The sequence below is a fragment of the Wukongibacter baidiensis genome (genome assembly GCF_050888315.1).
GTDB classification, from domain to species: domain Bacteria; phylum Bacillota; class Clostridia; order Peptostreptococcales; family Caminicellaceae; genus Wukongibacter; species Wukongibacter baidiensis.
The window spans coordinates 4666785-4686686 of record NZ_CP138202.1; the positions used below are offsets into that span (position 1 = coordinate 4666785).

Here is a 19902-nt window from a genome sequence, read left to right on the forward strand (position 1 = left end):
CTGTATTTATCTAATTGTATAAATGTTTTAGACTTGTAAATAACTTTCAAAGGTTATTTATATATTAATGAAAGCTACTTTAGTTATAAACTAAGGAGGTGAATTTTAGTATATATAAATATTAGTTAATTATTAATAATTAAACTAATAAGTAATTCTATGAAAAATTATGACGAGGGGGATTTATATGAAAAAGTTATTTAAGAAGTCATTAGCGTTGTTGTTAGTTTCAGCTCTATGTCTAGCGATGTTAGCTGGTTGTGGAGCGCAGAAAGCAGATGAACCAAGTGGTGGCGAAGCAACAGGTGGAAAAGTAAAAATTGGTGTATCTATAGCAAACTTTGATGATACTTTCCTAACTTATATGATGGATGGTATGAAGGCATATGCTGAAAAGCATAAAGATGAAATTGATATTGAATTTGTTGACGCAAAGGAAGATATGGCGAAGCAAATGGATCAAGTAGAAAACTTTATAGTACAGCAAAAAGATGCTATCGTAGTTGTTCCAGTTGACACAAGTGCAACTGATCCGATTACTAGCACGGCAACAAAAGAAGGCGTTAAGCTAGTATATGTTAATAGAAAACCTGCTAATTTACCTGAAGGAACATACTATGTTGGTTCAGAAGAAATAGTTGCTGGTAGATTACAAATGGAATACTTAGCAGAGGCTTTAGAAGGTAAGGGTAAATTGGCTATTTTAATGGGTAAGCTTGACAATGAAGGTGCTCTTAAGAGAACTGAAGGTAACGAAGAAATAGCTGCAAAGTTTGACGGAATTGAGATCGTGGACAAGCAAACTGGCTTATGGCAAAGAAATGAAGGTATGGCTAAAACTGAAGACTGGTTAAACAGATTTGGTGATGATCTTAAAGCTATCGCTTCAAATAACGATGACATGGCATTAGGAGCTATCCAAGCCCTTAAGGATGCTGGAAGACAAGATATTCTAGTTGTTGGTGTTGACGCTACTCCTGACGGTTTAGCAGCCTTAGAAGCTGGTGATTTAGCGGCTACAGTATTCCAAGATGCAGCAGGTCAAGGTGGCGGTTCTGTAGAAGTTGCATTCAAATCAGCTAAAGGTGAATCAGTAGAAACTGAAACAATGATTCCATTTAAATTAGTTACACCTGAAAATATTGGAGATTTCAAATAAGATTTTATTAACTATGTGGGGGCAATTCTCCCCCACACTGTTTTTTAGAATATAAATGGAGGTATAGACTATGACTCAGCAATACCTTTTGGAAATGAAAAACATAACAAAAGTATTTCCAGGAGTTAAGGCACTAGATAATGTAGAACTAAAGATAAAGCCGGGAACTGTACTCTCATTAATGGGCGAGAATGGTGCTGGAAAATCCACATTAATGAAAATCCTGATAGGTATTCATCCTCCTACTGAAGGAACAATTGTATATAAAGGCAGCGAAGTAGTATTTGAAAATACTAACAAAGCATTAAATATGGGAATATCAATGATCCATCAAGAATTAAGTCCAGTATTACACAGGACAATTATGGAAAACATATGGCTAGGACGTGAGCCTGTAAAAGGACCGTTAAGATTAGTTGATCATAAAAAAATGTATGATATGACTAAAGAACTATTGAAGGATCTAGATTTGGATTTAGACCCTAAAGAAAAAATGGCAAACTTAACTGTTGCTAAAATGCAGATGATAGAAATAGCAAAGGCGGTTTCATATAATTCAGATATAGTTATAATGGATGAACCTACTTCTGCTTTGACCGATAGAGAGGTTGAGCATCTATTTAGAATCATAGAAAGACTAAGGGATCAAGGAAAAGCAATCATATATATTTCTCATAAAATGGATGAAATTTTTAGAATTTCAGATGAAATTGCAGTTTTAAGAGATGGTACCTATATTGGAACTTATCTTGCAAAAGAATTAGATACAAATAAACTTATATCACTTATGGTAGGTAGAGAATTAGATGAAATGTTTCCTAAAGTTGATTGTGAAATTGGAGATGTAAGATTAGAGGTAAAAAATCTTGCTGCAGAAGGTGTATTTAAGGATGTTTCATTTACTGTTAGAAAAGGCGAAATATTAGGTTTGGCTGGCTTAGTAGGAGCAGGTAGAACAGAAGTTATTGAAACGTTATTTGGAATGCGAAATAAAACTTCCGGTGAAGTATATATAGATGGAAAAAAGGTCGACATAGATTCTCCAGAGGATGCAATTAAGAATAAAATAGCACTATTAACCGAGGATAGGCGCCATACAGGGATTTTTCCTATGCTTTCTGTAAAAGATAACACAGTTATAGCAAATATCAATAAGTATGTTAAAAAGAATGGACTACTAGATCATAAGTTAATAAAAGCAGATTGTGAAGAATACAAAAAAGCAATAAGGGTTAAGACACCAAATATTGATCAGTTAATTCAAAATTTAAGTGGTGGTAACCAACAGAAGGTTTTAGTTGCTAGATGGTTACTTACTGATCCTGATATTTTGATACTTGATGAGCCTACCCGTGGGATCGACGTTGGCGCCAAGGCAGAAATTCATTCCCTTATATCAGATTTAGCAGGCCAAGGAAAATCAATCATTATGATTTCATCGGAGTTACCTGAAGTACTAGGGATGAGCGATAGAGTTATGGTTATGTACGAAGGACGAATGACAGGAATTGTTGACAGAAAAGATGCAAACCAAGAAGTTATAATGAAGTATGCAACAGGAAGTATGTAGTTTTTAAAGGGAGGAAGTTCTAATGAATGTTGATAAAACTAAAAGGATAATAAGTAAATATGGAATATACTTTGTTTTCATTATTATGGTTATAGCTATGAGCTTTGCGTCACCAGTGTTTTTGACTCCTAGAAACCTTATGAATGTTGTTAGACAGGTATCGGTTATAGGATTGATATCACTTGGTGTAACATTAGTAATTATATCTAAGGGGATAGACTTATCATCAGGTTCCGTACTAGCAGTAGCAGCTGTTGTTGCAGCAAGTCTTGGGCAAACGGGGGATTGGCATGCAAAGATGTTTCCTAATTTACCTGAAATGCCAGTTATTGTTCCACTGTTAGCAGCATTAGCTATTGGTCTTCTGTGTGGTGCTGTAAATGGTACATTGATTGCTAAAACAGGTATTCCGGCATTTATTGCAACTCTAGGTATGATGGTTTCGGCCAGAGGTTTGGCATTACTATATACCGATGGTAGACCAGTTAGTTCTCTCACGGCATCTTATCAGTATATTGGGCAAGGTTATATACTGGGAATTCCAGTTCCAGTAATTATATATTTAACAATGGCATTCATAACATGGGTATTATTAAATCATACTAAATTTGGTAAGAATATTTATGCTATCGGTGGTAACATTCACGCGGCAGAAGTATCAGGGGTTAATGTTCAGAGAAACCTTATCAAAATATATGCATACGCTGGATTGTTAGCCGGTTTAGCAGGTATGGTATTATCAGCACGTGTTAATACAGGGCAACCAGGTATGGGGGTTTCCTACGAACTAGATGCCATAGCAGCTACAACTATAGGTGGTACTAGTCACTCCGGTGGTATTGGTACTATAGGTGGTGCCTTTGTCGGTGCATTAATACTAGGGGTACTGAATAATGGTTTGAACCTACTAGGGGTATCAGCTTATTGGCAGCAGATTATCAAAGGTTGTATCATCGTAGGAGCTGTTATTATTGACATGAGAAAGAATGCTAAGAAGAAATAGTAATTAGTAATTAGAGTGTTATGAAAATTAAAATTGATAAATATATATGTGGATGGTTAGTAAGTATTTATCCCAGATTTTATTTATCAATTTTAATAGGTAATGCAAGTTATTTTTTTAACAAAAATTTATTATATTGAATGAAGATTTTGAGGAGGCATTTACAATGAAAAAGATAAAAATTGGTGCAATTGGACTAGGTAGATTAGGTTTACAACATGCAGAAAATGTAGCCTTTAAAATACCTAACGCAGAACTAACAGCTATCTGTGATATGAATGAAGAGAAATTAAAGCAGGTTCAAAAGGATTGGAATATTCCTTATGCATATACTGATTTTGATGAAATGATAAAAAATGAAGAATTAGATGCGGTAGTAATCACTTCACCATCAGCCCTTCATACTAAGCAAATTGCAAATGCTTTAGAAGCTGGCTTACATGTTTTCAGTGAAAAGCCGCTAGGAACAACAGTTGAGGAGTGTAAAATTGCTGAAGAGGCAGTTGAAAAGCATCAAGATAAGGTATTTATGCTAGGATTCATGAGAAGATACGATCCGTCTTACGCATACGCTAAGAAAAAGATAGAAAGTGGAGAAATAGGAAGACCAATTCTATTTAGAGGGTATAGCCAAGACCCTGAAAGCTGCATAGAAGGTGCTATAGCTTATGCAGGACATAGTGGTGGACAATTTATAGACATGGCTGTACATGATATAGATTTAGCTAGATGGATGATGGGATCAGAGCCAAAATCAATCTTTGCTATTGGTGGATGCTATGCTCATCCAGAGTTTGGTAAATACAAGGATGGTGACAACGTTTCAGCATTAATGCAGCTTGAAGATGATGCAATGGTATTCTTGTTTGCTGGTAGAACAGCTCCACATGGATACAATGTTGAAACTGAGATAATCGGAACAAAGGGAATTTTAAGAATAGCTAATGTACCTCAAAAGAATCTTGTTGAAATATTAGATGAGCATGGAGTAAGAAAAGAGTGTTCACAAGATTTCTTAGAGAGATTTGAGCAAGCTTATATAGAAGAACTAAATGAGTTTATAGACTGTATTTTAACTGGAAGAAAGCCAGAAGTAACTGTGTACGATGGAACTAAGACTACTGAAATTGCTTACAAGTGTAAAGAAGCTTTTGAAACTAACGAATTAATCAGATTGTAATTCCCCCCTACTTTTATATATAGACTTTTTATTTTTTAATAGAATTTCTCAACTTTTCGAGAAATTCTTTTTCTTTTTAATATACTTTGCAAGGAATTTCATCTTTATAGGAGAATATATAAAATAATATCCAAAGGGAAAGAAGGTATTACGATTGAATAATATGAGTTTTATCTTAGAAAAGAAGTATTTCGTAAATGTAAGTGAATATGATAAGGCTAAAATAATTGATACCTTTCGGCTAGCCTGCACAGCAGAATTACCAGTTGTTCAAAGTGATAAGGTTATTGGAATATTGAATTTGTTTGATCTTATTAAAGAACCTAATAGTGATAGAAAACTAGATGAAATAATAAAAAGAGATATCATAATTGCTTCTCAAAATGATGATATTCTAAATTACAAAGGAATGTCTCAAGAAATTCTTCCATTTGTAGATGAAACGGAATCCTATATAGGATATATAAAAAGTGAACTAGTAGAAAAGCAAATACTTATACAAAAATATTCTGGAGATATACAGTATTATAAAGACTTACAGCAGGAATATCAGACAATTTTTGACTCATCCTATGATGGGATAACAATCACTGATGGCGAAGGTATAACCCTTCGAATTAATCCTGCCTGTGAGCGAATAAAAGGGGTTAGAAGTGAAGATGTTGTAGGAAGACACTTGCAAGAATTAGTGGATCAAGGGATCTATTCTGAATCTGCAACTGTCAAAGTACTAGAAAAAAAGGCACAGGTTACAATATTGCAAAAGGTACCCAGTGGGAAAGAAATTATAACTACAGGAACGCCAATATTCAAGGATGGAGAGATAATTAGAGTAGTAACCAATTCCAGAGATATTACGGAATTAAATAAATTAAAGAGAGAGCTTTCGGAAGTTCATGAACTTGCAGAAAAATATCAATCAGAGCTTAAACTCTTGCGATCAGAGCAAATAAAAACAAAGGATATTGTAGTTCGCAGCTCGGAAATGAAAAAGATCATGACTTTAGCAAATCGAGTTGCGTCGGTAGACTCTACGGTATTGATCCAGGGAGAATCGGGAGTTGGTAAAGGAGTTATCAGTAAACTAATCCATAGTAATAGCAAACGTAAAACGGGACCTTTTATAAAGATAGACTGTGGTTCTATCCCAGAAGCCTTACTTGAATCTGAACTTTTTGGATACGAAAAAGGTGCTTTTACTGGCGCAAATAGAGAGGGAAAGGTCGGGATAATTGAACTGGCAAATGGCGGGACACTATTTTTAGATGAAATTGGAGAATTACCTCTTAATTTGCAGGTAAAGCTGTTAAGAACCCTTCAAGATCATGAGATTTGTAGGATTGGTGGAGATAGGCCTATTCCAGTCGATATAAGGGTTATTGCTGCAACAAACAGAAATATGGAGAAAATGGTCAAAGAAAAAGCCTTTAGAGAAGATTTGTATTATCGTTTGAATGTTGTTCCTATATTTATTCCGCCCCTTAGGGATAGAAAAGAGGACATTCAGCCTCTTATTATGAATAGTATAGATAAATTTAATTCGAAATATAATTTTCATAAAAGAATAGAATTAAAGGCCGTTGAGGCTCTTATTCAATATGATTGGCCAGGGAACATAAGGGAGCTTGAAAATATAATAGAGCGCTTAGTTGTAGTTACGAACTCAGAAAGTATTGCGATACAAGATTTACCAAATTCAATTGTGGAAGCTAAGAGAAGTAGGACAGAAAAGATATTAGATGTTGGAGAGTCACTATCATTTAGAGAGACTATGAGCGAATGTGAGAAGCGATTACTTGTAGCTGTGATGGAAAATGCAAGAAGTATAAAGGAAATGGCTAATATTCTGAACTTGGATCGCAGTAACGTAAGAAAGAAGCTTAAGAAACATGGAATAGAAAAAGGCTTTAATTAGGAAAAATTATTTTGTAAGTTTTTAGTAAAAAACATATGACAAAAAGGGAATTGATTATTATAATTACTATAATATAAGACAATGATGGAAAAGAAACAAAGGCACAAATACCCCGTGTGAGGTATTTGTGCCTTTGTTTGTTCAAATTGAGTTGTTTACAGGGTTTGGAAAGAGTTGATGCAATTTTGTGGAGTGAATTTACCCCGTGGATTGTGGAGGCAGATTTCTATGAATATTTATAAATGAGTAAACAATTGGGATTCGTAGATTTTGAATGTATAAATATTTTGGCATGATGATTGCATAATAGTTAGTTGGTGATGGGAAAAGCTTTTATACATTGCAAAATAACAACTCTTTTAAAAATTAAAGAGAAAATCGAAAAACATTTAAATATTGAATGGATAGAGTGATAATACTTTATATAACCACTGTACATATGAATAATTGCTTGTTAAAATAAAACTGAATTATACATATTTACGTAAAAAGTCAGAGATATTAATCTATCCTTAATAATCAAATCTTATAAATGTTTTTTTGATGGAATAATGCATATAAGTGGCGAAAAACCTATTACCTTCTGAAGAGTTAACATCCCTGAAAACCCTGGTTGTCAAATCTCTAGAATGTAATATGGCTATCGTATTATATATAGGTAATTATTAAGTTTTTAATTAAGTATAAATGTGTATGATTATTATGCAGAGGAGGCTACTGAAGATATGTCTAATAACAAATTAGAAGATTTACGTAAACGCCGCCAAAAGGTAATGGAAGGCGGTGGCGAAAAGAGGATTGCAAAGCAGCATGAAAAGGGAAAGCTAACAGCTAGAGAAAGAATAGGCCTACTATTCGACGAGGGAAGCTTTGTGGAGCTAGATGCTTTTGTAACTCACAGATGTACAAACTTTGGCATGGAAAAGCTAGAGGCTCCTGGAGAAGGTGTTGTAACAGGCTATGGAAAGGTAGACGGAAGGCTAGTTTATGCATTTGCTCAAGATTTTACAGTGATAGGTGGATCATTGGGAGAAATGCATGCAGCAAAAATCTGTAAAGTACTAGATAATGCCCTGAAAGTTGGAGCACCAGTAGTAGGATTAAATGATTCCGGTGGAGCAAGAATACAAGAAGCAGTAGATGCCCTTTCGGGATATGGAAAGATATTTTATAGAAATACAATAGCCTCGGGAGTAATTCCGCAGATATCAGCAATTATGGGACCATGTGCTGGTGGAGCAGTGTATTCTCCGGCTATAATGGATTTTATCTACATGGTAGATCAAACTAGCCAAATGTTTATAACAGGACCTCAAGTCATTAAGACAGTTACTGGTGAAGAAGTGACAGCAGAAGCCCTAGGTGGAGCGATGACTCACAACAGCAAAAGTGGTGTGGCTCACTTTATGGCGTCGAATGATGAAGACTGTATAGCACAGATTAGAAGATTACTTAGCTTCTTGCCATCAAATAATATGGAAACAGCGCCAAGATTTGAAACAAGTGATGATATAAATAAGATTATTCCAGAGCTTGATACAATCATTCCTGATAATCCAAATAAGCCATACGATGTGAAGGATATTATTTCACTAATAGTTGATGATGGAGATTACTATGAATATCAGCCGTATTTTGCTCAAAATATAGTTACTTGTTTTGCAAGGATAAATGGAAGCACAGTAGGAATCATAGCCAATCAACCAAAGTTTCTAGCAGGATGTCTTGACATAAGTGCATCAGACAAGGCGGCAAGATTTATAAGAACCTGTGATGCATTTAATATACCACTGCTTAACATAGTGGATGTACCTGGATTCTTGCCGGGATCAACCCAAGAATATGGTGGAATCATTAGACATGGTGCAAAAATGCTATTTGCATATAGTGAAGCAACGGTACCAAAGGTTACATTAATAGTTAGAAAAGCCTATGGTGGTTCATATATAGGAATGTGCAACAAAGAACTTGGAGCAGATATAGTATTGGCATGGCCATCATCAGAGATAGCGGTTATGGGACCAAAGGGAGCAGCTAACATTATCTTTAGAAAAGATATATCAGGTGCAGAGGACCCTGTAGCAATGAGACAAAAGAAAATTGACGAGTATACTGCAGAGTTCGCAACGCCTTACAAGGCCGCTGAAAGAGGAATGGTTGATGATGTAATTGAGCCAAATGCCACAAGACCAAGACTTGTTGATGCATTTAATATGTTAGCTTCTAAGAGAGATACAAGACCATCTAAGAAGCACGGAAATATTCCACTATAAATCATATATATAGAACGCACTTATAAATCTACATTGCGATCTCTATAAGCAGATTCTAAAGTAATATAGGAAAAGAGGTGGGAAGATTGTTTGGTGAAAATATCACTTTTGCAGACGGATTACTTATCACAGCCCTAGGTATGGGAGTAACCTTTGCTGCACTAATAGCATTATCCTTTATGTTGGACCTGATGAAGGTGTTATTCTATAAAGAACCAACAAAAGCTCCTGTTAAGGTTGAGCCTAGACCTAAGGCAGCTCCAGAGAGCCCGGCACCAGCAAAAGAAGATGATGAAGAGCTTGTAGCAGTAATTACAGCAGCGGTAGCTGCAAGTTTAAATACATCTACCCACAATATAGTTGTAAGGAATATTGTGAGGTTACCGGACGCAACTCCAGCATGGGGTAGAGCAGGTAGAATTGATCAAATGAATAAAATGTTATAGAAAATCCCATATGAGCAGAAGGAGGAACAATAATGAGAAAATTTAATATAACTGTGAATGGTAAGGCATATGAAGTAGAAGTAGAGGAAGTAGGAGGAGTACAATCGGCTTCAGTATCAAGACCAGCAGCAGCTCCTAGAGCAGCAGCACCAGCGGCTGCACCAAAGCCAGCCACGCCAGCACCAAAGCCAGCGGCAGCGCCAGCACCGGCAGGAGGAAACACTATAACAGCGCCAATGCCAGGAACAATCCTTGATATAAAGGTAAATGTAGGAGATACAGTTTCAAATGGTGATGTACTGCTTATATTAGAAGCTATGAAAATGGAAAACGAAATAATGGCACCGGCAGGTGGGAAGGTAGTATCAGTAAACGCTACTAAGGGAGCATCCGTAAATGCAGGAGATGTTTTAATAGTAATAGGATAGTATACAATATAGGATTAAAAGTCTAACGACGAAAGTGAGGGAGAATACAGGATGTTTTTAGAACTGATTAACAACTTTTTCGCAAGTACAGGATATGTTGCTCTTACATGGCAAGCCCTTGTTATGTTAGGTATAGCTTGTGTACTACTTTACTTAGCTATAGTAAAGCAATATGAACCTTTACTATTGCTCCCTATTGCCTTTGGAATGCTTCTTGCTAATATCCCATTAGCAGGACTAATGGATTATCCAGTTTACGAAGTAGGAAAAGATGGATTACCCCACTTAAAACAGCTAGGTGGTTTATTATATTATCTATATCAAGGGGTAAAGCTTGGAATATATCCTCCACTTATCTTCATGGGTGTAGGAGCAATGACGGATTTCGGACCACTGATAGCAAACCCAAGAAGTTTACTTTTAGGAGCGGCAGCACAGTTTGGTATATTTACAACATTCTTAGGAGCTGTTGCATTAGGATTTACAGGACCAGAGGCAGCATCAATAGGTATAATAGGTGGAGCAGATGGACCAACAGCAATATTTCTAACATCTAAACTTGCACCACATCTACTAGGACCTATAGCAGTAGCGGCATATTCATATATGGCACTAGTACCAATTATTCAGCCGCCAATTATGAAGGCCCTTACAAAAAAGGAAGAAAGACAAATAAAGATGGAGCAATTAAGAGTCGTTACAAAAACAGAGAAAATTATATTTCCAATAGCAGTTACGTTGCTTGGAGCTCTATTACTGCCATCAGCAACAGGGTTATTAGGAATGCTAATGCTAGGTAACCTATTTAGAGAATCAGGAGTAGTAGATAGAATACTTAAAACAGCACAAAACGAATTAATAAACATAGTAACAATATTCCTAGGAATAACAGTTGGAGCAACAGCAAGTGCGGACAAATTCCTTAAGGTACAAACCTTAATGATAATAGGACTTGGATTATTAGCCTTCTGTGTAGGAACAGCAACAGGAACATTATTTGGTAGACTAATGTGTAAATTAACAGGAGGAAAGGTTAATCCACTAATTGGTTCAGCAGGAGTATCGGCAGTACCAATGGCGGCAAGGGTATCACAAGTAGTAGGACAGAAAGAAAACCCATCAAACTTCCTACTGATGCATGCAATGGGACCTAACGTTGCAGGAGTTATAGGCTCGGCTATTGCTGCTGGGGTATTGTTATCGTTGTTTGGATAAAATAATAAAATATAATTCACTTTATAAAGAGGTGCATTTATCATTATGAAGGTAAATGTACCTCTTTTATTTATTATTGTAGTTCTAAAAGAACAATATCAATTTATAGAGAATATATACTATAACCGAGAGAAAGAAGGTATTAATGTTGTTAAATGAAGATTTTACTTTAGAGAAAGAATTCTATTTAGATATGGATGAAGAAAATGAACTTCAAATAATAAATACCTTTCAGTTAGCAGATACCACCCAATTGCCAGTTGTTGAGCAGAATAAACTTATTGGCATATTGGATTTATTTACTTATGTGAAAGCATTAAATCAAAAGGAAAAGATGATAGTATTTTTGAATACCATAGCTTACAACAGAAGATTCTACCAATCCTTGATAATAGGGAATTATATATAGGGTTTATAAAAAAAAGGAAGTAATAGAGAGTCAGCAGCTTCAGAAGAAATACTCACAAGAGACCCAGTACTACAAGGATTTACAACAAGAATATCAAGCTATATTTGAATCATCCTATGATGGTATAACTATTACAGATAAGCATGGGACAATATTGCGTATAAATCCTGCAGGTGAGAGAGTTGAGGGTTTAAGCAGCAAGGATGTTGTGGGTAAATATGTACAAGAACTAGTAGACCTAGGAATATACTCTGAGTCTGCTACTATAAAGGCATTGGAAAAAAGAGTTCCAGTTACAATTTTACAAAAGGTACCCAGTGGAAAAGAGATAATAGCTACAGGAACTCCTATTTTCGAAGATGGTGAAATAATTAGAGTTATAACGAACTCTCGTGATATAACAGAATTGAATAACTTGAAGAGAGAACTATCACAGGCACATCAGCTTGCAGAAAAATATCAATCTGAGCTTGAGTTTTTACGCTTAGAGCAAATGAAAACCGAGTATATGGTTGTACATAGCTCTGAAATGAAAAAAATTGTAACACTGGCTACCCGCGTTGCTCCAGTAGATTCTACAGTATTGATTCAAGGGGAATCTGGAGTTGGTAAAGGTGTTCTTAGCAAGTTGATTCATAATAATAGTAAGAGGAGAAATGGACCATATACCTATAGGGCACCGGTAGAATTTAAGGATGATTCAGAAGCTACAAAATATTATCTTACTCTTTTAAGGGAACAAATAGAATTCGAAGGTCCTGACAAGATTGCTGCAATATTCCAAGAAACAGTAGTAGGTAGTAATGGAATACTAATACCTCCAGAAGGATGGATGCAGGGAGTAAGAGAGCTTTGTGATGAGTATGGTATAATGATGGTTTGTGATGAAGTAATGGCAGGCTGGGGAAGAACCGGAAAATGGTTTGCAATAGATAACTGGAATGTAAAGCCAGATATAATAACCTTTGCTAAGGGAGTAACCTGTGGCTATGTACCCCTTGGAGGAATCATAGTGAGCAAAGAAATAGCAAAGCACTTTGATGAAAATAAACTTTGGTGTGGACTTACTTATAGTGGTCATCCTATGGGATGTGCGGCAGCATGTGCAATAATAGATGTATATAAAGAAGAAAAGTTAATAGAAAATTCACAGGAAATGGGCAAGGTATTAGGAGAAATACTTGAGGGATTAAAGGAAAAGCATCCATGTGTAGGAGACGTTAGATATATAGGACTATTCAGTGCAATAGAACTTGTGAAAGATAAGGCAACAAAGGAGCCTCTAGTACCATATGGAAGAGATCCTGAAGGGACAATGAAGAAGATATTATCAATACTAAAGAGTGAAGGCTTCTGGAACTATAGCCATGACAATGTATTAATAGTTGCACCACCACTTACCATTAAAGAAGATGAGCTTAAAGAAGCTATGGATATAATGGATAAGGTTTTAGATTTTGTTGATGAGATGATTAAATAGTAGTTTTAAGTTCTTTAAAATAGACATATTCATAATTGAAAAATACAAAAAGCGCCCCCTATGTGGGCGCCTTTCTTTCGCGAAAAATAAAAATATTATCTAGAGTTAGAGTAAAGTAATTCGATGTTATTTCGGTTGAAGAAATCAATATATTTCTGAGATGGAATATTATCGGTTATGAAATAGTCAACCTCATTTAAATTGCAGTATCTCATAAAAGCAGCTTTATCTAACTTTGTATGATCGGCCATTACGATTATTTTATCGCTGATTTTGACGATTGACTTCTTTATCTCTGCTTCTAAATAAGTTGTATTTGTTACACCCTTTTCAATGGAAATACCTGTTGTTGCCATAAATGACTTATCAATGTTAAGGCTCTTTAGGAAATTTACTGTAGCGATACCCGCGAAGGAATTTGTTGTTCTTTGTAAAATTCCTCCCGTTGAGATTACATTTAGATTAGGATAAGGAGAGGATTCAACTATCACATTTAAGCTGTTTGTTATGATTGTAATGTTTTGCTTGTCTTTAATATGGGGGATCAAATGTATGGTAGTCGACCCAGAATCAATAAAAATAATATCTCCATCATCTATTAATTGGCTTGCCAAAAGACCTATTTTTGCTTTTTCGCTTATATGTGTAACTTGCCTTTGTTGATATGGAACGGTTTCTTCCTGATAGTCCAGAGTAACTCCACCATAAACCTTCTTTATTACACCCTTGGATTCAAGTTCAGATATATCTCTTCTGATTGTGTTTTTGGAAACATCAAAAACTGAACAGAGAGTATCTAAGGTGGCGGTTTTATGTTCAATCAGGTATTGTTCGATTTTTTTTATTCTCTCAATTTTCAATGATATATACCTCCATCTTTCATATCCCTTAGCTTCTATATAAATTAGTATAGGTACTAAAAAAATTATTTCTAATAATATTATAAAAAAATATATTGAATAGTGCAAGCTGAAATGATAAAATATAACCAAAAGATAACCAAAATTTAATCAACAAATCACAATAAACAAATAATTTATTATGATTCTATCAGGTTCTAATTATATATTATAAACAATAATTTGTTAAGTTAACATTAAGTTTTTATTATATTATTACTAATAATAAATGGAAAAGAGGTATGACTATGAGTTCAAAACTAATTAAATTTCCAGAGGATAGAGCAATTGATATTATTCCAATGGGAAGAATCGGTGTAGACTTAAATGCTAATGAGATCAACAGACCGATGGAAGAAACGGAAACATTTACAAAGTACGTTGGAGGATCCCCAGCGAATATTGCAATCGGAATGGCAAGGTTGGGTAAAAAAGTTGGTTTTATTGGTAGAGTAGCTGATGATCAATTTGGTAGATTTGTTGTTAACTATTTCAATAATGAAACCATCGATACAACAAACATTACCGTTGATAAAGATGGTGCGAAGATGGGGCTTGCTTTTACAGAAATAAAGAGCCCGACGGAAAGTAGTATATTGATGTATCGTGAAGGGGTTGCGGATTTAAAAATTAACCCTGCCGATGTAAACGAAGAATATATTAAGAACTCTAAATCCTTATTGATTTCTGGAACTGCCCTTTCAAAAAGTCCATCAAGGGAAGCATGTTTTGTAGCTATGGAATACGCTGTCAAGCATGGTACCGTTGTTATATTTGATATAGATTACAGACCTTACTCATGGGCTTCTATGGAAGAAGTAGCTGTATATTATTCAATGGCAGCAAAGATGAGTGACATAATTGTAGGTTCAAGAGAAGAATTTGATTTAATGGAAGAATTAGTAGATCCTGAAAATACAAGTGATCAGGTTACTGCTGACAGATGGTTTGAGTGCAAAGCTAAGATAGTTGTAATTAAACATGGGAAAGAAGGATCATTTGGATATACGAATGATGGAGAAGCATATAAAGTTAGTTCTTTTCCAGTGAAATTATTAAAATCCTTCGGTGGTGGAGATGCTTACGCATCAGCATTCCTTTACGGTCTAATGGAAGGTTGGGATGTAGGTAAAAGCTTAGAATTTGGTAGTGCTTCAGCTGCAATGTTAGTAGCGAGCCACAGTTGCTCGGATGCAATGCCAAGCGCAGAGGCGGTACAGGAATTTATGGATAAGGCTAAGGCAGAGCATGGGGATATGGTACAAAAACTATAACCAGAAAGGATAATTACTATGTTAGTTACTTTAAAAGAGATATTAAACGATGCATCAAATAGCGACTATGCAGTAGCAGGTTTCAATGTATTTGGTTACGAAGATGCTGTGATGGTTATCGAAGCTGCTGAGGAACTAAATATACCAGTGATACTAATGACTAATAGAGATGCAGTAGTTCATATGCCGATCAAAATATTGGGTAATATCCTTACTGATCTTGCAAGAGAAGCTAAAGTTCCAGTATGCGTTCATCTAGACCATGGAAAATCAGTTGAAGAGGTTGTATCTGCAATTAAAGCAGGTTTTAGCTCAGTTATGTATGACGGTTCACAACTGCCGTTAGAAGAAAATATAAAGAGAACTAAAGAAATTGCAGATATTGGCCATCATTTCGGGGTTTCCGTTGAGGGTGAAATTGGTTCCGTCGGTTATAGTGATCCATCCATAAAGGCTAAAGCAATGTACACTGTACCTGAGGAAGCAAAACGATTTGTAGAAGAAACCGGTGTAGATGCAGTTGCAGTTGCTGTTGGAACACTACACAGAATGCAGGCACAGGAAGCAAACATTCAATATGATAGATTAGCAGAAATTGAAAAAGTAGTAAATGTACCATTAGTTATTCATGGATCAACAGGCGTAAAAGATGAAGATTTAAGCAGATTAGCCAAGAGTAAAGTAGGTAAGGTGAATATAGGTACCGCCCTAAGAATGGCCTTTGGAAATACACTGAGAGATGAAGTAAATGACAAGCCACAGGAGTTTGATAGAATAAAGTTCTTTAAAAAGCCAATGATAGAAGTTAAGAATGTGGCTAAAGAAAAAATGGTAATCCTAGGTGCAGAAAAAAGATAAAATTTTGGGGGTATAAAATATGTTTAGTAGATTTGGCGATTTAAGCTATGGCTACAATAGTATGGCTGAAATGGATGGTAAACACAGTGATATGCTTATGGATGTAGGTGTATATAAGCTTAAAAATGACGATGTTGAAATTTGTGTAGACGGTGACAAAGAAAGCGCTTTCCTTTTATTGGATGGAACTATCACCCTAGAGTGGGAAGGCAATAAGCAAGAGATGACAAGGAATTCCATCTTTGACGAAGACCCTTGGTGCTTACATGTACCAAAGGGAATAGAAGTCAAAATAACTGCTGCTTCTGAAGCAGAGGTACTTTTAGAAAAGACTACTAACGAAAAGGTATTTGACTCTAAACTATACTCTCCAGAGGATTGTAGAAGTGATATCTTTGGTGATGGAGTACTAGGAGATACTTCAAGAAGAGTTGTGCGTACGGTGTTTGACTACTCAAATGCACCATACTCAAACCTAGTAATTGGCGAAGTTATCAACTATCCTGGAAAATGGTCTAGTTATATACCACACCATCATCCGCAGCCAGAGATATATTACTATAGATTTAATAAGACTCAAGGCTTTGGATGTTCAATAATTGGTGATGAAGTATTCAAGATTAGCCATAACAGTATTGCAGCAATTCCAGGTGGATTAGTTCATCCGCAAGCTACCGCACCGGGTTATGCAATGTACTATTGTTGGATGATAAGACATCTAGATAATAATCCTTGGACAGACAGAATTGATGAAGAGGAGCATAAGTGGCTTTTAGATCCAAATGCAAAAATTTGGCCTGAGAAGTAGTAATGAATAAAAGATAAACAACTTTAAGGTTGAATAAATTTCAAGTGATAATGTTGTTTATTTACAAATAGAATTTAAAGTTAGATATATATTATTAGATTAATAGATGAAAATGGAGGTGCTTTGCTTGAATACAATTAGATTGACCGTTGCTCAAGCATTGGTTAAATTCCTAAACAATCAATATGTAGAATTTAATGGTGAGGAACAAAAATTTGTAAAGGGTATATTTACAATCTTTGGGCACGGAAACGTTGTAGGTCTCGGACAGGCGTTAGAGCAAGATGCCGGAGATCTAGTAGTACATCAAGGTAGAAATGAACAGGGGATGGCCCACGCTGCAATTGCCTATGCAAAACAGAAGCATAGAAGACAGATCTATGCATGTACATCTTCTGTAGGTCCAGGTGCTGCAAACATGGTAACTGCTGCTGCAACGGCAACAGCAAACAATATTCCTGTACTATTATTACCAGGAGATACCTTTGCAACTAGACAACCAGACCCTGTATTACAACAGGTTGAACAATCCCATGATTTATCAATTAGTACAAACGACGCTTTTAGAGCAGTCAGTAAGTATTGGGATAGAGTTAGCAGACCAGAACAATTAATGACTGCTATGGTTAATGCCATAAGAGTATTAACGAGTGCAGCAGATACCGGAGCTGTTACAATCGCACTTCCACAGGATGTGCAGGCGGAAGCGTATGACTATCCAGAATATTTCTTTAAAAAGCGTGTTCATAGAATAGAAAGAAGACCAGCAACAGAGGCTTCTGTAAAAGATGCCGTAGAACTTATTAAGAGAAAGAAAAAGCCTATTTTAGTTTGTGGTGGAGGAGTTAGATACTCAGAAGCTGCTCGGTCACTGAGTGACTTTGCTGAAAGCTTTAATATACCTTTTGGAGAAACTCAAGCAGGAAAAAGTGCACTTGAATGGACACATCCATTAAACCTAGGTGGAATAGGAGTTACAGGAAACCTAGCAGCAAACCTAATCGCTAAAGAAACGGACTTGGTTATAGGTGTAGGAACAAGGTTCACTGACTTTACTACAGCATCAAAAAGGCTATTTTTAAACCCGAATGTTGAATTTTTAACAATCAACATTTCTGAATACCATGCAAATAAGCTAGATGCTACTAAGGTTGTAGCCGATGCTAAGGCAGGTTTAGACTCAATAAGAGCTGAGCTTGAAAAAGAAGGCTATAAATCTGAATATGCTAATGAAATTAAAGAGGCTAAGGATGCATGGCTAAAGGAACTAGACAGACTATTTAATGTTGAGTATAAAGAAGAGGGCTTTGAGCCAGAAGTGGCAGGACATATAGATGAGGTGTTACCAGAGTTCTATAAGGATACTGGATCATGCCTTACACAAACTAAAGTACTTGGAGAACTAGATAAACTGTTAGATGAGGATGCAATAGTTGTTGGAGCATCAGGAAGCTTACCAGGAGACCTTCAAAGAGTATGGTGTCCTAAGAAGCCAAATACCTATCATATGGAATATGGATATTCTTGTATGGGTTATGAGGTATCCGGTGCATTAGGAGTTAAACTAGCGGCTCCAGATAAAGCAGTTTATGCTATGGTTGGAGATGGTAGTTACTTAATGCTTCATTCTGAGCTAGTAACTAGTATTCAGGAAAGAAAGAAGGTTAATATATTACTATTTGACAATATGGCATTTGGATGTATCAACAATCTTCAAATGTCACAGGGCATAGGAAGCTTTGGAACTGAGTTTAGATTTAGAGATGAAGAAACTGGAATGCTATCCGGTGGACTTATACCTATAGATTTTGCTAAATCGGCATCGGGATATGGAGTTAAAACCTATACGGTTAAGACTATAGAGGAATTAAGGGAAGCGATTGAAGATTCTAAGAAACAAAAAGTTTCTACATTAATAGATATTAAGGTTATGCCTAAGACAATGACAAATGGTTATGAGTCCTGGTGGCATGTTGGAGTACCTGAAGTATCAGAAAATGAAAAGGTGCAAAAAGCACATGATGAAATGAAAGAAGGCTTAAGCAAGGCTAGACAATACTAATTTAGGGGGAATTTGAAATGAAAATGGATAAAAGTAAAGTTAAATTAGGAATCGCACCGATAGCTTGGACAAATGATGACCTTCCAGAGCTTGGTAAGGAAAATACCTTTGAACAATGTGTTAGTGAAATGGCTCTTGCTGGGTTTACAGGAAGTGAAGTAGGAAATAAATATCCAAAGGATACTGATGTACTTAAGAAAGCTTTAGAATTAAGAGGTGTGCAAATTTGTAATGCATGGTTCAGCTGTTTCTTCACAACTAAACCAGAGGAAGAAACAATTGAGGCTTTCATAAAGCATAGAGATTTCTTACATGAAATGGGTGCAAAGGTAATTGGTTGTTCAGAGCAAGGACACAGCATCCAAGGTTTAGATAAGCCAATATTTGATGAAAAGCCAGTATTCACAGACGAAGAGTGGGAAAAATTAGCTAAGGGTATGAATAAATTAGCTGAGCTTGCAGCAGAAAAAGGAATGAAGGTTTCTCTTCACCACCATATGGGAACAGGAATTCAAACTCCAGAAGAAGTTGATAGATTTATGGAAATGACAAATGACGATGTTTATCTACTATTTGATACAGGACATATGTATTTCTCAGAAGGAACTCAAGAATCAGTTGATGCAATAATTGACAAGTATGTAGATAGAATTGTACATGTTCATTTAAAGGATGTAAGAGAAGATGTACTGGGCAAGCTTAAGGAAGAGAAATGGTCTTTCTTAAAGGGTGTAAATGAAGGTGTGTTTACGGTACCTGGAGATGGAGCTGTAAGCTTTGATCATACATTTGATGTATTAGCTAAGGCTGACTACGAAGGATGGATGGTAGTTGAGGCAGAGCAAGATCCTGCTAAGGCAAATCCATTAGAGTATGCAATAAAAGCAAGAAAATTCATTAGCGAAAAAACTGGATTATAAAAT

17 protein-coding genes are annotated in these 19902 nt (G+C 35.8%); 16 read left to right on the forward strand and 1 reads right to left on the reverse strand.

What is annotated here, in order from left to right:
• Positions 1 to 187 precede the first annotated feature (187 nt).
• The 11 genes from R9X47_RS21125 (at position 188) to R9X47_RS21175 (ending at position 13078) form a co-directional block, all read left to right on the forward strand.
• On the forward strand, positions 188 to 1159 hold the full coding sequence (locus tag R9X47_RS21125) for a sugar ABC transporter substrate-binding protein (protein ID WP_432663067.1): 972 nt from the start codon (positions 188 to 190) through the stop codon (positions 1157 to 1159).
• A 70-nt stretch (positions 1160 to 1229) separates the two neighbouring features.
• Complete coding sequence (locus tag R9X47_RS21130) at positions 1230 to 2729, forward strand: sugar ABC transporter ATP-binding protein (protein ID WP_432663068.1); 1500 nt, start codon at positions 1230 to 1232, stop codon at positions 2727 to 2729.
• 22 nt (positions 2730 to 2751) lie between these two features.
• A complete protein-coding gene (locus R9X47_RS21135; RefSeq protein ID WP_432663069.1) occupies positions 2752 to 3732 on the forward strand; it encodes an ABC transporter permease in 981 nt (326 codons plus the stop codon).
• A gap of 166 nt (positions 3733 to 3898) precedes the next feature.
• Positions 3899 to 4912, forward strand: a complete 1014-nt coding sequence (gene iolG, locus R9X47_RS21140) for an inositol 2-dehydrogenase (RefSeq protein ID WP_432663070.1) — start codon at positions 3899 to 3901, stop codon at positions 4910 to 4912.
• A gap of 163 nt (positions 4913 to 5075) precedes the next feature.
• The gene (locus R9X47_RS21145) at positions 5076 to 6827 is read left to right on the forward strand and encodes a sigma 54-interacting transcriptional regulator (protein WP_432667675.1); all 1752 of its coding nucleotides are present in this window, start codon (positions 5076 to 5078) and stop codon (positions 6825 to 6827) included.
• Between the two features lie 725 nt (positions 6828 to 7552).
• Positions 7553 to 9100 carry a methylmalonyl-CoA decarboxylase subunit alpha gene (gene mmdA / locus R9X47_RS21150; protein WP_432663071.1) on the forward strand — a complete coding sequence of 516 codons (1548 nt, stop codon included), beginning with the start codon at positions 7553 to 7555 and terminating at the stop codon, positions 9098 to 9100.
• Positions 9101 to 9186: 86 nt separating this feature from the next.
• Positions 9187 to 9546 (forward strand): OadG family protein, encoded by a 360-nt coding sequence (locus tag R9X47_RS21155; RefSeq protein ID WP_432663072.1) that lies wholly within the window; start codon positions 9187 to 9189, stop codon positions 9544 to 9546.
• Positions 9547 to 9578: 32 nt separating this feature from the next.
• The gene (locus R9X47_RS21160) at positions 9579 to 9974 is read left to right on the forward strand and encodes a biotin/lipoyl-containing protein (protein ID WP_432663073.1); all 396 of its coding nucleotides are present in this window, start codon (positions 9579 to 9581) and stop codon (positions 9972 to 9974) included.
• A gap of 51 nt (positions 9975 to 10025) precedes the next feature.
• Positions 10026 to 11189: a sodium ion-translocating decarboxylase subunit beta gene (locus R9X47_RS21165; RefSeq protein WP_432663074.1), complete on the forward strand. Its 1164-nt coding sequence runs from the start codon at positions 10026 to 10028 to the stop codon at positions 11187 to 11189.
• Positions 11190 to 11334: 145 nt separating this feature from the next.
• Positions 11335 to 11598, forward strand: coding sequence for a hypothetical protein (locus tag R9X47_RS21170; protein ID WP_432663075.1), 264 nt, complete (start codon positions 11335 to 11337; stop codon positions 11596 to 11598).
• A gap of 130 nt (positions 11599 to 11728) precedes the next feature.
• The gene (locus tag R9X47_RS21175; RefSeq protein WP_432667676.1) at positions 11729 to 13078 is read left to right on the forward strand and encodes an aminotransferase class III-fold pyridoxal phosphate-dependent enzyme; all 1350 of its coding nucleotides are present in this window, start codon (positions 11729 to 11731) and stop codon (positions 13076 to 13078) included.
• A 95-nt stretch (positions 13079 to 13173) separates the two neighbouring features.
• On the opposite strand, the gene R9X47_RS21180 is transcribed toward R9X47_RS21175, so the two are convergent.
• Positions 13174 to 13938, reverse strand: coding sequence for a DeoR/GlpR family DNA-binding transcription regulator (locus tag R9X47_RS21180; RefSeq protein WP_432663076.1), 765 nt, complete (start codon positions 13936 to 13938; stop codon positions 13174 to 13176).
• Positions 13939 to 14225: 287 nt separating this feature from the next.
• Between R9X47_RS21180 and iolC the strand changes: the two genes are divergently transcribed.
• The 5 genes from iolC to iolE all read left to right on the forward strand — a co-directional run bounded on the left by iolC (position 14226) and on the right by iolE (position 19899).
• Entirely contained in the window at positions 14226 to 15251 is a 1026-nt protein-coding gene (iolC, locus tag R9X47_RS21185; RefSeq protein ID WP_432663077.1) for a 5-dehydro-2-deoxygluconokinase, read from the forward strand.
• 18 nt (positions 15252 to 15269) lie between these two features.
• Positions 15270 to 16109 carry a class II fructose-bisphosphate aldolase gene (locus R9X47_RS21190; protein ID WP_432663078.1) on the forward strand — a complete coding sequence of 280 codons (840 nt, stop codon included), beginning with the start codon at positions 15270 to 15272 and terminating at the stop codon, positions 16107 to 16109.
• 19 nt (positions 16110 to 16128) lie between these two features.
• Positions 16129 to 16917: a 5-deoxy-glucuronate isomerase gene (locus tag R9X47_RS21195; protein WP_432663079.1), complete on the forward strand. Its 789-nt coding sequence runs from the start codon at positions 16129 to 16131 to the stop codon at positions 16915 to 16917.
• Between the two features lie 127 nt (positions 16918 to 17044).
• Entirely contained in the window at positions 17045 to 18979 is a 1935-nt protein-coding gene (gene iolD / locus R9X47_RS21200; protein WP_432663080.1) for a 3D-(3,5/4)-trihydroxycyclohexane-1,2-dione acylhydrolase (decyclizing), read from the forward strand.
• A 23-nt stretch (positions 18980 to 19002) separates the two neighbouring features.
• Positions 19003 to 19899, forward strand: coding sequence for a myo-inosose-2 dehydratase (gene iolE, locus R9X47_RS21205; protein WP_432667677.1), 897 nt, complete (start codon positions 19003 to 19005; stop codon positions 19897 to 19899).
• Positions 19900 to 19902 lie beyond the last annotated feature (3 nt).